Source organism: Bradyrhizobium sp. CCBAU 51753 (genome assembly GCF_015291565.1).
Lineage (GTDB): Bacteria > Pseudomonadota > Alphaproteobacteria > Rhizobiales > Xanthobacteraceae > Bradyrhizobium > Bradyrhizobium ivorense.
In genome coordinates this window covers 2,832,930-2,848,822 of the sequence record NZ_CP030037.1, presented here as the reverse complement: position 1 = coordinate 2,848,822, position 15,893 = coordinate 2,832,930, and the positions used below count along the sequence as shown (strand labels likewise).

Here is a 15,893-nt window from a genome sequence, read left to right as displayed (position 1 = left end):
GAAGGAAACGGTTGACGCGACCGCTGTCAAGAAAGGGCCCCACTTCGGCCCGCAGCAACACGCGCTTTTGATGCATCACACGACCCGCTCGAGATGCACGCGGCGGCAATCCATCTCGTAGTCGAGCCCAACCACCGGCGGCCGGTCGAAATGCCAGGTCAGCCCGTTGCGCAGCACGCCGCGGCGGCCGAGCTCGCTTTCGAGGACGGCATAGGCGTCGTACACGGTATAGAGCTGCACGGCGGTGGTATCCCGCCACGAACCGCCGAACGCGCGCATCCGCCGTTCCATCTCGTCCAGCACGAATTTCGCCTTGGCCAGCATGCCGGCCGGGCTGGTGTCGCCGGGCGCAACCGTGTGATCGCGATAATTGGCCTTGCCTTCGACGGATTCGCCGCTGCCGGCGACGACGAAGCTGGCGGGCGCATCAGTTGGCGCCGGCACCGTGTAAGAGAAGGCGTGGAAGCACGGTTCGGCCGGCGGATCGATCTTCGGACAAACATTGCTGCGCGCCACCGGATTGACGCCGTCTCGCATCACGCCCCAGTCGACCAGCGTCCTGATGTAGATCGCATTGAACGCCCTAAAGCCGTCCTCGGTGAACGGCGCCGGCGAGCGCAATTCGCAGCCGGCGAACGCCGTCAGCGGACGTTCGGCGGATGTGAGGATTTGCGCGATCCGCTCGAAGCCTGCGGCCAGCGGCACCGGCTCGGCGAACCTGATACGCTCGATGGCAAAGCCGGGCAGCGCGCCGATGCCGCAGGAATACTGGCTGACACCCGGCATGAACCGATAGCCGCCGGGAGCCTCGATGGTGCTGGTCATGGTGCCTCGTGGTGAAGTGGATGCGGTCGGCGTTGGAGTATCTTGTGAGGGAGAATACTCGGCACTGGCGCAGTGTCACCATCCACATACGCGCCCCTCTTCCCCCCGCTCCGCACGCGCAGCCGCCAATACCGTCATCCTGAGGTGCGAGCCTCTTCGGCGAGCCTCGAAGGATCGACGGCCACCAGCCGGGCCGATTCATCCTTCGAGGCTCGCTCAGCAGCGCAATTGCGCTGCTGAGCGAGCACCTCAGGATGACGGTGCTAGCAGAGTACGGCCTAGATCGATGCCGCGCTGGGCTCGCTTGCGCGCAAGGCGGTCGCGGCCACTGCCCTGCCGCGCGATCCGGTCAAGCGGCGGCCGAGATCCATCGCGGGTCGCTCGATCCAATAGTAGGTCAAGGCGGCGAGCGGCACCACCAGGACGACCGAGAGGATCAACGCCAGCACCAGCGCCACGCCGGGCGAGCCGAGCCGCAGCAGCTTGTCGTCCTGGTGAGTCGGCCCCGGGAGTTGCACCCGGAGCCGCTCTCCGAACCGTACGTGACGCTCTCACGTCATACGGCTCTCAACAAGTAACGAAGCAGAACTCAACCTCGCCCAATGAGCGAACAGCTTCGGCCTACGGCAGCGGATCAACCTGAGCCAGGTGGAGGCTCTGACCTTTCCATTCTTCAGCCCTTTGTACTTGCGTCGCGCCCAGCGGTTAAGAGATTCGTCGACGTATCGATACAGGTCGTGCATTTCTGACCGCCCATATCTGCCGTAGTACTGCATCCATCCACGAAGGACGGGGTTCAGTTCCAAAGCGATTGCGTCGACTTCCGTCTGCGAGCGAAGCCTGAGCCGGAGTTGCCGGATCGTCGTACGCATAGACTTCATCGCTACCCTGCTGGCCGCTGGCGAGAACGTGCAGAAGTTCTTATTCTTCTGATGGTTTCTTGCCCTGCGCGGTCGAAAGGTAAAGCCCAGAAAGTCGAATGACTGACTGTCATGGCTCCCCCGGCGATTGCTGTCTTTGCAATAGACGATCTTGGTCTTGTCGGGATGCATTTCGAGTTCGCACTCCTCGAACCTTGCTTGCAGCGCCGCCTTGATAGCTTCCGCTTCACCCTTGGTTCGGCAATGTACGAGCCCGTCGTCCGCGTATCGACACCACGGTGACCGCGGGAAGTTCCGCGCCATCCATGTATCGAACGCATAATGCAAGAACAAATTGGCAAGGACGGGACTGATCACGCCGCCTTGGGGTGTGCCCCGGTCGCGAGCGGTGGTCGCTCCGTCTTTGCCTTGCATCGGCGCTGTTAGCCAGCGTTCGATGTAGAGCAGAGCCCATTCGTCTTGCACATGCTTCCTGACGGCCTTCATAAGCAGTTCATGGCTGATATTGTCGAACAAGCCTTTGATGTCGAACTCCAGCACCCAGTCCATCTTCCAGCACCGTTGCCGGGTGACGCCAACGGCGTCCAGCGCGGATTTTCCAGGCCGGTAGCCGTAGGAATCGGGAAGGAAGATTTCCTCGAGTGCTTGTTCAATCTTTAGCTTGACGACCGTCTGCGCCACGCGATCTGCTACTGTCGGCACGCCTAGAATGCGTTGTCCGCCGTTCTTCTTGGGAATGGGGACGGCCCGAACGGCATGTGGAAAGTAGCTGCCGGAAGACATTCGATTCCAGATCTTGTAAAGGTTGCCCTTCAAGTCCTTCTCAAATGCTTCGAGCGACACCTTATCCACTCCAGCCGAGCCCGCATTGGCTTTGACCAATCGGTAGGCCTTCATCACTGTCTGCTTGTCGATATCGTACTGCTTGCGTCCGGTTACACTCATATGTCCTCCTGCTCATCACAGTTGCATGCGGGCGCAACCCACTTGTTTCGACCCCTTCGCTCCAGCACCATTACAGCACCTTCATCACTACTACGAGCCGATCCGCCCCAGTGTTGTGCTTCGGTACTCTCGTCTCGCGGTGTGCGCCGCTTGAACTTCTCCCTTGGCATCACAACGACTGGTTCCTGCAGTTCTCTACAAGAGCCTGTATCCAGATCGCGTCCCCTAAACGCCGGTCGCCATCCGCGCAGTAATCCAAGCGCCTCGCGGATTGATCTCAGGGATGGCACGCGCCCCTGATTTTGGCGACGTCTGAATAATTTTCGACGCGTCATCGGAAGATTCGCTTTCGCTCGCCTTCTGGATACTCACCTGCCCCGTAAACCCGGGACTTTTGCAACACTTGCTGATGACCGCGCCTTTTAAGCGAAGCCACAGTGTCGTGGTTTTGCATCTGCGCCTGGAACGCCGATGCAGGAGGGCCGTCCTCCATCTCTCATAAAGCTGTACGCATTAAATTCAGTTATTCACCTCCTTCATGCTCTGCAGCACACCGTACCAGATCATCATGTCGAGATGCAGCTTGTGGCTCAGATAGGAGCCGACCATCCGCATCAGCTGGAACAGGAAGGTATGGATCATGTAGATCGAATACGACCACAGGCCGAGCTTTTGTAGCGGCGTCGAGCGCATCAGCGCCGACAAGAACCCCTGGTCGAACGAGAAGACGTAAATCACGATCGCCGCGAGCAGCGGAAACGCATATTGAAAACTGCCCTTCGGGGTGGTCAGCAGAAACAGCACCAGGAGCAGGACGCTAAACACCTCCAGCGGATGCGGCGTTTCGAGCTTGCCGTTCGATTGCGCCCGCAGGTCGTAGACCAGGCAGCCCGCGAAGAAGCTGAACATTGCGCGCAGGATGCCCCAGTCGCTCGACACGAACAACGTGGTCGGCGACAGCGCGTACAGCATCGCACCTGCGGCGAGGCAGAGCCCGAGAAAGATCGGCCGCCGCCGACGCGGAAACACGATGACGATGGCCGCAAACAGCAGCGAGACGTAGAACTCGAGCGCGGCGCTCCAGGCCGGGCCGTTCCAGGTCAGCCCGGGATGCAGATTGAACGACTGCAGGAACAGGATGTTGGTGAGCGCTTCCCATGGCGTGCGCCCCTCGCCGAACGGCACGGAATCCAGGGCAAACGAGCCGCCGCCACGCACGAACACCAGCTTGACGATTTCGATCCCGGCCAGCAGCACCAGCACGGCCACGTGCAGCGGCCACAGCCGCGCGAACCGGGTAATGGCGAAGCGAACGCCGTCGGCGCCCTGCGTGAGGCGTTCACCATAGGCATGGCAGAGCACGAAGCCGGACAGCGCAAAGAACATGTCGACGCAGAATTGCAGGTTTGCGAACGGCTGCGTCCCCTTGAGCGCATGGTAAATCGGAATGTGGAAGAGCACGACGAGCAGCGCGCAAACGCCCCGCAGTGCATCAAGCGCCTCAAATCGAGCCACTCCGTTAACCCTGAACTGCCCCCGCATGAAACACCTCGACTGCTGCCTTGACCCAAACGGGCTATCCGACAGCGAGGTCAGCAAGTTGCAGGCCAGCGAACGCGAGATTGAAAAGGTATTTTCGCCCGCGGCCGGCGCCGTCTAGTTGCGAAACACGAGGCAGCTGCCGCCGATTTTCTCGAGCCGCGCGCAGAGCTGGTTGGCGCGCTCGCGGGTCGTCTCGGCGACCCGGACCAGATACCAGGACGCCGAGCCGGGTCCGGCCCGGTTGGTTCGCAGCACAAGAGGGGCGCGATCGCCGAGCACCGACGCGAACCGTTTCTGAAGCTGCTGGTAATCGGCGAGCACCCTGGATTGCGACGGTCCACCCGCCAGTTGAAGACCCCAGGGTCCCCACGCCGCTTGCTGGATGGATGTCACGGTCTCTCTTGGTCCCGCGGGAAGCGCCCTGATGAGCATGCCGCGCACGATGTCGCTGCAGGCCAGGGCGGCGTCGCTATGGACGCGATCCTCCGGCGACCCCTGCGCCCATTCCTCGGCGGACTTGCCGGTGATGATCCTGACATAGGCGCGGGTTTCGCCCGGCAGGTTGCCACGTCCCGCCAGCCAATCCTGAACCCGCCGCGGGCCACCATTGTAGGCCGCCGCGGCAAGACCGAGGTTGCCGAACTGCTCGCGCAGTTCGCGGAGCCAGCGCGCCGATTCCTGGATCGCAGGCAATGGCTCGAACGGATCGGCCAGACCGCGCCATCGCGCCGTGCCGGGCATGAACTGAGCGACGCCCTGCGCACCGGCAGAGCTGACGGAATTGGGATCGAAATTGCTTTCCTGCCAGATCAGCCGGACGAAGAAATCCGGCGGCAGGCCGTTCTTGAGCGCAGTCTCCTCCAGCACCTTGCAGTATTGCTGCGGCCCGTCGAGCTTTGGTGCTGCTTGTGCCGCCGATGGAGCGGATGAGGATTGACGGTCCTGCGCGGGCCGATCGGCCTCATTGTTGTTTTCTCCGACGTTCGGATTCGGACGCGAAGGTGCCGCCTGCGCCGGCTCCGCGCGTTGCGCGGTTGGCCCCACCTCGACATTGTCGACAGGTTCGGCGCGCGCCACGCCGACGAACAGCAGCAGGCAGACCGAGCCGATCGCCGCTCGTGGAATAGATCGATGAACCCGCCGCGGTTCGACAATCGACTGCATGAAACGGATCGTCAAAATAGTGGACGTGCCGGTCAAGGATATCATCGACGCCGCCGGACGGGCGGAAAATCTGGAGAACGGCAAGGCGCGGCGACCCACCCGGCAGGGATCGGCGGGCCGTTCTACGAAGGTTCTGGCTTGATCAGGCCTTCGGCGGCGCTGCCGCCGCCGAAAGCCTCGCGCGCGCAGCGCTTGCGCAATCGACCGCTGCGCGCCCGGCGAGCTACTTGAACCCGATCACCATCGAATCCGGGCCGACCAGCGGTTCGACCCGCGTTTTCGCAAATCCGGCTTCGCGCATCCAGCCCTGACAATCCGCCCCGGTATAGTCGAACCCGCCCGAGGTTTCGATCAGCATGTTCAAGCTCATCAACAGACCGAAGGCGTTGTTGCGGCGATCGTCATCGATGATGGCGTCATAGGCGATGACCACGCCGCCTTTCGGAAGCGCATCGAAGACCCTGCTGAGCAGCGCCTTTTTCTCGGCAAGGTCCCAATCATGGAGGATGTGCCCCATCACGATGACGTCGACGTTCGGCAGCGGATCCTCGAAGAAGTTGCCAGCCTGAAAGCGGACCCGGTCCTGCACCCCGCGCTGCGCGATGAATTCCTCGAACACCGGCTTGACTGGCGGAAGGTCGAAGCCGATGCCGGTGAGGTGGGGATGGGCGGCGGCAAGCGTGGCGGGCACCATGCCTTGCGCCGAACCAAGATCCATGAAGGTCGTGTAGTCCTTCCACGGGAAGCCGGCGGCGATGGCCTGGGCCGCGCCCGCGCTGACGCCACTCATCGCGCGCAGAAATCCCCGCAGCCGTTCCGGATCGGCATACAGCGCCGCAAAGAGGTTTTCGCCGCCGCCCTTGCCCTCGTTCTGCAACTCGCCGGTACGCAGCGCTTCGGTGAGCGAACCCCAGAAACCGTAGAGACGGGCATTCGCCATCTCCAGCAGTCCGCCGATATAGGACGGATTGGCGCGATCGAGAAACAGATCGGTCTCCGCGGTATTGCGATAGACGCCGCCGTCGCGCTCCAGAAGCTTCAGGGCCACCAGCGTGTCGAGGAAGTCGCGGGCGGCTCGCGGATGCAGCCCGAGCTTTCCCTGCAGCGTCGGCAGGTCGGCGGGTGCATTGGCCAAGGTGCTGAACACGCCGAGTTCGACCGCGCTCAGCAGCGTCTTGGATGCCCAGAAGCCGAACCCGACTTGCATGATATGTTCAGGTGTTGCGTTCACGCGTTGACCCTCCAATTGGGTTTCACTTGGGACGCGGGATCATTGCGGAGTCGTGCTACAGCGTCATTTCAAAATAACGGCAACGCGTGACCGGTGTCACATTCGGCTCGGTACATGTTGCCGGATCGCCGGCTTCGCCTATCTCTTTCTGAGCATGATCTTTTCGGAAAACCGCTTCGCACCTTGCCGGATCATGCTCTAATTCTGCGTGCGCTGCGCCTCGAGGCTGCGGCTGTAGCGCGACATCGCGAAGCAGAAGGCAAAATAGATCACGCCGACGAAGACATAAACCTCGACGCTGAAGGACTGCCAGGCCGGATCGATGATCGCGGTCTTCGCCGTGGTCAGCAAATCGAAGATGCCGATGATCAGCACCAGACTGGTATCCTTGAAGAAGGCGATGAAGGTGTTGACCAGCGGCGGGATGACGTGGCGGATCGCCTGCGGCAGCACGATCAGGAGGTTCTTCTTCCAATAGGACAGGCCGAGCGCATCCGCGGCCTCGGACTGTCCGCGCGGCACCGCCTGCAGGCCGCCGCGCACCACTTCGGCGAGGTAGGCGCCGGCGTAGAGGATGAAGGCGATCTGCGCGCGCAGCAGCTTGTCGATGTTGACGCCGTCGGGCATGAACAGCGGGAACATCACGCTCGCCATGAACAGCAGGCTGATCAGCGGCACGCCGCGGATCAGTTCGACGTAGAGCACGCAGAGCGAGCGGATCGCCGGCAGCTTTGAGCGGCGGCCGAGCGCCACCAGAATGCCGAGCGGGAAGCCGAAGGCGAGGCCGAACGTCGCCAGGATCAGCGTCACCGGCAGGCCGCCCCAGCGGTCCTGCGAGACGTAGGACATGCCGAGGAAGCCGCCCCACATCAGGCAGCCGATCACGACCAGCGCCGCGGCCCAGAGCAGGAACAGCTCCTTGCGCCAGAAACTGCGTCGGCTCGAGACTACGAACAGCGCGATGAAGATCACGACCACCAGCGCCGGCCGCCACTGCTCGTTGAACGGATAGGTGCCGAACAGGATGAAGCGGTATTTTTCCGGGATCACCGCCCAGCAGGCGCCGAGCCCGCGCAGCGCGCGGCAGGCGCTGGTGTCGTTGCCGGAGACGATCCAGATCGCGTTGGCGATGCCCCATTGCCACAGCGCGATGCAGGCCTTGCCGAGCACGGCGACCAGCAGCAGCGTGACGATGGTCGAGGTGATGGACGGAAACAAATTGGTGCGCAGCCAGACGGCGATCTGGCCGCCGAGCGTGCGCTGCACGCGCGGCCGGCCAATCGGCAGCGGATCCTGTGGGACGTGGGCGAGCGAGCTCATCTCAGCGCTCCACCAGCGCGATGCGCGCATTGTACCAGTTCATGAACAGGCTGATGCCGAGGCTGACGGTGAGGAACACCATCATGATCAGCGCGATCGATTCGATCGCCTGCCCGGTCTGGTTCAGCGTGGTGTTGGCGATCGAGACGATGTCCTGGTAGCCGACCGCGACCGCCAGCGAGGAATTCTTGGTCAAATTGAGGTACTGGCTGGTCATCGGCGGGATGATGACGCGCAGCGCCTGCGGCAGCACGATGTGCTGCAGGGCAAAACTCTTCTTCAGCCCGAGCGCCTTGGCGGCATCCCACTGCCCGCGCGGCACCGCCTGGATGCCGCTGCGCACGATCTCGGCGATAAAGGCGGAGGTGTATGTGACGAGCGCGATCAGCAGCGCAAAATATTCCGGCGCGACCGTCAGCCCGCCGACGAAGTTGAAGCCGCGCAGCTCCGGCAGCGTGATGCCCCAGCTCGCGCCCAGCAGCACCGACACCAGCACCGGCAGTGCGACCACGAGGCCGAGCACGTAAGGCCAGGCCGGCCGCGCTCTGCCGTCCAGCATCTGCTGCGCGATCAGGCGGCGGCGGACAATGAAGAAGATGACCAGGCCAACGATCAGCGCGAGCAGCGTCCACAGATTGGCCTCGTGCAACGGCACCGACGGCAGGATCAGCCCGCGGTTGGACAGGAACACGCCTTCGACCGGCTTCCAGGCCTGCCGCGCGGCGGGCAGGCCCTGCATCAGCACGTACCAGAACAAGAGCTGCAGCAAGAGCGGCAGGTCGCGCAGCACCTCGACATAAACGGCGGCAAGCCGCGACAGCAGCCAGTTGGTCGACAGCCGCGCGATGCCGACCAGCGTGCCGATTACGGTCGCCAGCACGATGCCGATCACGGCGACGCGCAGCGTGTTGACGAGGCCGACGATGAAGGCGCGCAGATAGGTGTTCTTCGGCGTGTAGTCGATCCACGAGTCCGATATCGGCATGCCGGCTTCGCGGCCGAGAAAGGCAAAGCCGGTCGAGATCCGCCGCACCGAGAGATTATGCACCGCGTTCGACCACAGCCAGGCGACGATCGCGATCGCGATGCCGACCACCAGGATTTGCCAGAACAGGCCGGCGACGCGCGGATCGTCCAGCGAGAGCCGCCAGGATCGGGAGGGAGGGCGTTTCGGCGTCGATGTCGTCACAGCACAAGGATCCTTTGAACGAAGCGATCTTCTGCCATGCGCAAGAGCGTTTTCGAGCGAAGTGGGTACCGGTTCGCGTGAAGAAAACGCGTCAAACTCAAACCTGCGCACTTCATATGTTGCACCAAATTCAGATTCATGCAACATATGTTTCATGGCCCAGGCTCAGCCGAAACCATCGCCCCTCAGCGAATTGTGCAGCGCACTGCCGTCGCTGCCGCTGCGCTTGCAGGAAGTCGGCCGTTTTGTCGCAGCCAATGATTACGACGCCACCACGCGCTCGATGCGCGACCTTGCCGCGGTTGCCGGCGCCGATCCCGCCTCCTTCACCCGCCTCGCCAAGGCGCTCGGCTATTCCGGCTGGGATGAATTGCGCGCCGCGCTGACCGAGGCGCGCCGGCCGGCACAAACCTCGCCGTTCTCCGGCCGCGCCAAAAGCCGCCGCGCCGGGCCGAATGCCGACGTCAAACTGGTGCACGACAAGCTGGAGGCGGAAGCCGCAGGCCTGGCGCGGATCTCTGCGAGCGCGATCGCCGAGGCGGCGCGTGCACTGCACACGGCGAACCGGATCTGGATCGCGGGCTTTCGCAGCTGCCGTAGCGTCGCGGAACTGCTCACCTATCAGCTCCGCCTGTTCCGCCCGGACGCGGTGCAACTGGTCGGCGGCTCCGGCCCGTTCGATCTCGACCACGGCGCCTTCCGCGCTGACGACGCGGTCATCGTGATCGGCTTTGCGCCCTACACCACGGTCAGCGTCGAGACCGCGCGCGCCGCGCACGATGCGCGCGCCACGCTGATCGCGATCGCCGACACGATCGCAGCGCCGATGGCCGAAGGCTGTGATCACCTGCTGCTGTTCGAGGCCGCCGCCTCGCCCGGCTTCTTCCCGAGCCTCACCGGCGCGATCGCGGTCGCGCAGTCGCTGGCCGCCGTCAGCTTCACGCTGGGCGGCGCGGGCGCCAAGCGCAAGCTGGAGGAGACCGAAGGCCGGCTTGCCGAGATGTCGCAATATTTTGTCGAGAAAGGATGACTGTCATGGCCGCCACCAAGAGCCGCGTGATGCATCGCAGCCTGCGCGAGACCCCGCCAAAGGCAATTGGCGGCGACGGCGTCTGGCTGATTGCCGAGGACGGCCGCCGCGTGCTGGATTCCTCCGGCGGCGCTGCGGTGTCCTGCCTCGGCCATCAGCATCCGCGCGTGCTCGCCGCAATCGCCAAGCAGGCCTCGACTCTGGCCTATGCCCACACCGCCTTCTTCTCGTCCGAGCCGGCGGAAGAGCTCGCCGAGCGGCTGGTCGGCCATGAGCCCGGCGGCCTCGCGTCGGTCTATTTCGTCAGCGGCGGCTCGGAAGCGGTCGAGGCCTCGATCAAGCTGGCGCGGCAATACCACATCGAGCGCGGCGAGCCGCAGCGCGCGCGTTTCATCGCCCGCAAGCAGAGCTATCACGGCAATACGCTGGGCGCGCTGTCGGCCGGCGGCAACGCCTGGCGCCGCGAGCCCTATGCGCCGCTGCTGTCGCCGTCGTTCTCGCACGTCACGCCGGCCTTCGCCTATCACGAGAAGCGCGACGACGAATCGGAGTCGGCGTTCGTCGGCCGCCTCGCCGCGGAGCTCGAAGCCGAATTCCAGCGGCTCGGCCCCGACACCGTCGCCGCCTTCATCGCTGAGCCCGTGGTCGGCGCCACCGCCGGCTGCGTGCCGGCGCCGGAGGGCTACTTCAAGGCGGTGCGCGAGATCTGCAACAAGCACGGCGCCCTCCTCATCCTCGACGAGGTGATGTGCGGCATGGGCCGCACCGGCACGCTGCATGCGTGGGAGCAGGAAGGCATCGCGCCCGACATCCAGGCGATCGCCAAGGGGCTCGGCGGCGGCTACCAGCCGATCGGCGCGATGCTGGCGAGCGGCACCATCGTCGAGACCGTGCGGAGCGGCTCCGGCGCGTTCCAGCACGGCCATACGTATCTGGCGCATCCGCTCGCCTGCGCCGCCGCGCTCGAGGTGCAGAAGATCATCGCCGAGGAAAAGCTGCTCGACCAGGTCAAGGAGCGCGGCAAGCTGCTCGAGCAGCGGCTCACCGAGCGCTTCGGCAATCACCGCCATGTCGGCGACATCAGGGGCCGCGGCCTGTTCTGGGCGATCGAGCTGGTCGCCGACCGCGGCACGCGGCAGTCGTTCGATCCCAAGCTGAAGCTGCATCAGCGGATCAAGGCAGCCGCGTTCGCCGGCGGGCTCGGCTGCTATCCGGCGGGCGGCACCGCCGACGGCAAGCACGGCGACCACGTGCTGCTCGCCCCGCCCTACATCGCAACTTCCGGCGACATCGACATGATCGTCGAAAGACTAGGCGCTGCGGTAGACAGCGCGTTGAAGGATATCGGTCACGGAGCCTGATCCGGACCCGGAGGGCCGCGTTAGCGCAAAGCGGGTTCCGGTTTTCCGGCAGGATCATGCTCAAAATGAAATGGAGGAGGAGTACAATGTACAGGGGATTGATTACTGCAACCGTTCTCGCCGCAAGCATCACGGGCGCAAGCGCGGCGACACTCGACACCGTCAAACAGCGCGGCACGCTGGTGTGCGGCGTCTCGACCGGCTTTGCCGGCTTCTCGGCGCCGGACTCGCAGGGCAACTTTAAGGGCCTCGACGTCGACTATTGCCGCGCGCTCGCTGCCGGCGTGCTCGGCGATCCCACAAAGGTGCGCTACGTCGCGCTGACCGCGCAGAACCGTTTTACCGCGCTGCAGTCCGGCGAGATCGACGTGCTCTACCGCAACTCGACGCAGACTTTTTTGCGCGGCACCACGCTCGGGCTGCGGCAGGGTCCGGTCAATTTCTACGACGGCCAGGGTTTTGTGGTGAAGAAGGACCTCGGCGTGAAGGAGCTGAAGGACCTCAAGGGCGCCACCGTCTGCGTCGCCCAGGGCACCACGCATGAGGTGACGCTCGGCGATTACGGCCGCGCCAACGGCATCGACTGGAAGCCGCTGGTGTTCGACCGCGTCGACACCATGTACCAGACCTTCTTCGGCGGCCGCTGCGATGCCATGACCCAGGACGCCTCGGCGCTCGCCGGCGCGGTCGCCACCGCCGCACCGAAGGCCGAGGACTACGTCGTGCTGCCGCAGACCATCAGCAAGGAGCCGCTCGGCCCGTTCACCCGCAACGGCGACGAGGCCTGGAGCGACATCATCACCTGGCTGCATTACGGACTGGTCGAAGCTGAGGAGCTCGGCGTGACGCAGGCTAATGCGGACGAGATGGCAAAGTCGCAGGTGCCGGCGGTTCAGCGCCTGCTCGGCGCCTCCGGCGATCTCGGCTCGCGGCTCGGACTCGATAACAAATGGCTGGTCGCGGCGATCAAGGCCGGCGGCAATTACGGCGAGATCTTTGAGCGCAATGTCGGCAAGGCCAGCCCGCTGAAACTCGAACGCGGCCTCAACGCCACCTGGAGCAAGGGCGGCCTGATGTACGCCATCCCGTTCAAGTAGGAAGTCACCTCTCCCCGCCCCTGTCCGCCGAAGCCTTGGCGAAGGCGGATGCGGGGAGAGGTCGGATTGCATCGCGAGATGCAATCCGGGTGAGGGGGAGTCTCCGCGAATTCTCTCTCACCTGTTGTGCCGATAGAGCCCCTCACCCCCGCCCTCTCCCCGTGAAGAACGGGGAGAGGGAGAAGAAAACCGACCATGCGCATCACCCTCATCCATGCCCTGAAGCATTCGATCGTGCCGATCGAGGCGTCGTTTGCACGCCTATGGCCGGAGGCCCGGCTGATGAACCTGCTCGACGATTCGCTCTCCGCCGACCTCGCGCGCGACGGCAAGCTCACCGAGCGGATGACCAAGCGCTTTCTCACCATGGGCCGTTATGCAGCGGATACCGGCGCCGACGGCATTCTGTTCACCTGCTCGGCATTCGGTCCCTGCATCGAGGCGGTGGCGCGCGCGCACGCGCCGATGCCGGTGTTGAAGCCGAACGAGGCGATGATCGAGCAGGCGGTCGCGCAAGGAAAAACGATTGGCCTGCTCTCGACCTTCCCGCCGACGCTGGTCTCGATGCCGCCGGAATTTCCCGCGTCTGTGACGCTGATGCCAAAGCTCGCCGAGGGCGCGTTGGCCGCGCTCGACCGCGGCGACCGCGCCGAACACGACCGCCTAGTGGTTGAGGCATCGAAAGACCTCGCCGACTGCGACTTGATCGCGCTCGCGCAGTACAGCATGGCGCCCGCCGCCGACCGCGTCGCGGAGGTCACCGGCAGGCCGGTGCTGACGACACCCGACAGCGCGGTGATGAAATTGAAGGCAATGCTCGGGGCTGATTAGGCCGGACCTTGTCGGCGTCGACCGCTTTTGACTCATAGCCGTCATCCAAGCCGATCGATACTGTGCTAAGCGGGATCCCGGCTGACATGAGGGCAAACTCCCGATGCGACGTACGGCTTTCCTTGCGATTGCAACCTTCGTTCTCGCGCTCGGTCCGGCTGCCGCCCAGCAGGACCAGCCTGCGTCATCGGCGAACGCCGCTTCCGCGCAACTGACGCAAAAGCTCAATGCCTATGTCGGCTGCATCAACCGGCTTTCGGCACGCTCGTTCGAATCGCGCGAGCGCTACTTCTCCTGGGTCGGCAAGAACGGCCCCACCGGCAAGGAGCGGATCATCTACGGCACTTACACGATCTACGACACGGCCGACTGCAACAAGGACGTCGCAGCCGCCAACGCCATGGAGCCGCATGATGCCGAGCTCGAAGCGGCCGCGAATGCCTATGTCACGGCGGTCACCGCGCTCGAGCCGCTGTTGAAGGAGGCGGACGACTACTACAGCCAGGAGAACTACAAGGACGACAAAATGGCCAAGGGCAAGGCTCTGCATCCGCGTCTGGTCGCGGCATGGGATGCCTTTGCCAATGCCGACAAAGCGCTGCGCGGCGGGGTCGATGTCATCAACGACAAGCGCGCCGCCGAGCGGCTCGCCGCGATCGAGGCGAGCGAGGGCCGCAAGTCGCACTACTATGTCGAGGCTCTGATGATCCAGGCCAAGCGCCTGCTCCGCGCGCAGCAGGCCGATAAGCCCGACCTCGATGTGATCACCCGGGCGCTCAACGACTACGAGGCTACGGTGAAAGCGGCGGAGGAGGCGTCCGGCAAGGACGGCGACGCCAAGCTCGGCTCGATGTTCATCGGCAGCGCCAAATCGTTCCTCACCACCGCGAAACAGCTGATGCGCCGCGTTCGCGACAAGGTGCCTTACAGCTCGGGTGAGAAGATGATCATGAGCAACGCCGGCGCCGGGTGGATGGTGGAGGGATCGCCGGCCCGTCTGATGCGCGATTACAATCAGCTCGTCGACGGCTACAACCGCGGCGCCCGGATCTGACGACGCTGGCAGCGCGGTGCCCAAATTGAAGGCGATGCTGTGCGCGACCCGAAACGCCGCCTGCCCAGCCCATCCCTCACCGACCACCACCCATCCCGAAACGGGCGTTGTGCACCGCAGCGAAGCGGCTAGATTTGGCGGCTTCCAAGAGGTCATAAGTGTCCGAAATCAATGCCGATGCCTGGGTTTCCTCAGGCCACCGCCCGATGGGCTTTCCCGAATTCGTCGTCGTTATCGCATCCATCATGGCGCTGAACCCGCTGGCGATGGACATGATGCTGCCGGCGCTGCCGAACATCCGCTCGGCGTTTGCGATCGCTGAGGCCAACCGGCCGCAGATGGTGCTGTCGATCTTCCTGGTCGGGTTCGGCGTCGGCCAGTTCGTGATGGGCCCGCTCTCGGACCGCTTCGGCCGCCGCCCGGTGCTGCTCGGCGGCATGACCGTCTACACCATCGCCGGCCTGCTCGCGGTGATGGCGCCCTCGTTCGAGACGCTGCTGCTGGCGCGCGCGCTGCAGGGGCTCGGCACCGCGGCGACCCGGGTGATCGCGACCTCAATCGTGCGCGACTGCTACGCCGGACGGCGGATGGCGAGCGTGATGTCGCTCGCCATGATGGTGTTCATCGCGGTCCCGGTGATCGCGCCGTCATTCGGCCAGGCGGTAATGCTGGTGACGCATTGGCGCGGCATCTTCGTCGTGCTGATGCTCTATGGCGTGATTGCGCTGGCCTGGAGCGCGCTGCGGATGCCGGAGACGCTGCCGAAGGAACTGCGCAAGTCGCTGGCGATCCCCGAGGTGCTCTCCGCGTTCCGCCAGACCCTCACCAACCGCCAGACGCTCGGCTATGCGCTCGCCGCCGGCGGCGTGACCGGCTCGCTGTTCGCCTTCGTGTTCTCGTCGCAGCAGGTGTTCACCGAGATCTTCAAGCTCGGGCACTATTTCCCGGTGGCGTTTGCGGCCTGCGCGATCGGCGTCGCCATCGCCGGCTTCCTCAATTCCCGCATCGTCGGCCGCATCGGCATGCGCGTGATCTCGCACGCTGCGATATCAGGCTTTGCGGTGGTCGCAGGCGCACTGCTGCTCGCCGTCAAGCTCGATATGCTGTCACTGCCGCTGTTCATGACGCTGTCGCTGCTGATGATGTTCGCGTTCGGGCTGATGATGGCGAATTTCACCGCGCTCGCGATGGAGCCGCAGGGCAAGATCGCCGGCACCGCATCCTCGCTCTACGGCACCATCACCACGCTGCTCGGGATCGGCATCGGCACCACGATCGGCCAGGACTATGACGGCACGCTGCTACCATTCGCGACCGGCTTCTTCCTGTGCACCTTGGCCTCACTCGCGGTCGTGCTGGTCACGGAAAAAGGCCGCATGTTCCGGCCGCATCACCATCCGATTTGATTTTCCGTAGCCCGGAT

General features: G+C 64.2%; 15 protein-coding genes. 7 read left to right on the top strand and 8 right to left on the bottom strand.

The annotated features are described in order from the left end of the window. Window positions 1-75: 75 nt before the first annotated feature. From XH93_RS12705 to XH93_RS12685, 5 genes are all read right to left on the bottom strand, one after another. A complete protein-coding gene (locus tag XH93_RS12705; protein WP_194473757.1) occupies window positions 76-825 on the bottom strand; it encodes a hypothetical protein in 750 nt (249 codons plus the stop codon). Between the two features lie 278 nt (window positions 826-1,103). After that, window positions 1,104-1,343 (bottom strand): hypothetical protein, encoded by a 240-nt coding sequence (locus tag XH93_RS12700; RefSeq protein ID WP_194473756.1) that lies wholly within the window; start codon window positions 1,341-1,343, stop codon window positions 1,104-1,106. Window positions 1,344-1,376: 33 nt separating this feature from the next. Continuing rightward, on the bottom strand, window positions 1,377-2,651 hold the full coding sequence (gene ltrA / locus XH93_RS12695; RefSeq protein WP_194473304.1) for a group II intron reverse transcriptase/maturase: 1,275 nt from the start codon (window positions 2,649-2,651) through the stop codon (window positions 1,377-1,379). Window positions 2,652-3,170: 519 nt separating this feature from the next. After that, complete coding sequence (locus tag XH93_RS12690) at window positions 3,171-4,166, bottom strand: acyltransferase (protein ID WP_194473755.1); 996 nt, start codon at window positions 4,164-4,166, stop codon at window positions 3,171-3,173. Window positions 4,167-4,307: 141 nt separating this feature from the next. Next, window positions 4,308-5,357 (bottom strand): lytic transglycosylase domain-containing protein, encoded by a 1,050-nt coding sequence (locus XH93_RS12685; RefSeq protein ID WP_194473754.1) that lies wholly within the window; start codon window positions 5,355-5,357, stop codon window positions 4,308-4,310. Between XH93_RS12685 and XH93_RS12680 the strand changes: the two genes are divergently transcribed. Further along, the gene (locus XH93_RS12680; protein WP_194473753.1) at window positions 5,356-5,499 is read left to right on the top strand and encodes a hypothetical protein; all 144 of its coding nucleotides are present in this window, start codon (window positions 5,356-5,358) and stop codon (window positions 5,497-5,499) included. The genes XH93_RS12685 and XH93_RS12680 overlap by 2 nt on opposite strands. An 81-nt stretch (window positions 5,500-5,580) precedes the next feature. Here XH93_RS12680 and XH93_RS12675 read toward each other — a convergent pair whose 3' ends face one another. The 3 genes from XH93_RS12675 to XH93_RS12665 form a co-directional block, all read right to left on the bottom strand. After that, a complete protein-coding gene (locus XH93_RS12675) occupies window positions 5,581-6,564 on the bottom strand; it encodes a methyltransferase (protein ID WP_194473752.1) in 984 nt (327 codons plus the stop codon). 222 nt (window positions 6,565-6,786) lie between these two features. Beyond that, window positions 6,787-7,908 (bottom strand): amino acid ABC transporter permease, encoded by a 1,122-nt coding sequence (locus tag XH93_RS12670; RefSeq protein WP_139487365.1) that lies wholly within the window; start codon window positions 7,906-7,908, stop codon window positions 6,787-6,789. A gap of 1 nt (window position 7,909) precedes the next feature. Then, window positions 7,910-9,097, bottom strand: coding sequence for an amino acid ABC transporter permease (locus tag XH93_RS12665; protein ID WP_194473751.1), 1,188 nt, complete (start codon window positions 9,095-9,097; stop codon window positions 7,910-7,912). 154 nt (window positions 9,098-9,251) lie between these two features. Between XH93_RS12665 and XH93_RS12660 the strand changes: the two genes are divergently transcribed. From XH93_RS12660 to XH93_RS12635, 6 genes are all read left to right on the top strand, one after another. Continuing rightward, window positions 9,252-10,127, top strand: coding sequence for a MurR/RpiR family transcriptional regulator (locus tag XH93_RS12660; RefSeq protein WP_194473750.1), 876 nt, complete (start codon window positions 9,252-9,254; stop codon window positions 10,125-10,127). Between the two features lie 5 nt (window positions 10,128-10,132). Next, entirely contained in the window at window positions 10,133-11,488 is a 1,356-nt protein-coding gene (locus XH93_RS12655) for an aspartate aminotransferase family protein (protein ID WP_194473749.1), read from the top strand. Window positions 11,489-11,574: 86 nt separating this feature from the next. Further along, window positions 11,575-12,585 (top strand): amino acid ABC transporter substrate-binding protein, encoded by a 1,011-nt coding sequence (locus XH93_RS12650; protein ID WP_194473748.1) that lies wholly within the window; start codon window positions 11,575-11,577, stop codon window positions 12,583-12,585. 195 nt (window positions 12,586-12,780) lie between these two features. Further along, the gene (locus tag XH93_RS12645; protein ID WP_194473747.1) at window positions 12,781-13,416 is read left to right on the top strand and encodes an aspartate/glutamate racemase family protein; all 636 of its coding nucleotides are present in this window, start codon (window positions 12,781-12,783) and stop codon (window positions 13,414-13,416) included. A 103-nt stretch (window positions 13,417-13,519) separates the two neighbouring features. Next, a complete protein-coding gene (locus XH93_RS12640; RefSeq protein WP_194473746.1) occupies window positions 13,520-14,470 on the top strand; it encodes a YiiG family protein in 951 nt (316 codons plus the stop codon). A 158-nt stretch (window positions 14,471-14,628) separates the two neighbouring features. Beyond that, entirely contained in the window at window positions 14,629-15,876 is a 1,248-nt protein-coding gene (locus XH93_RS12635) for a multidrug effflux MFS transporter (protein ID WP_194473745.1), read from the top strand. Window positions 15,877-15,893: the final 17 nt, after the last annotated feature.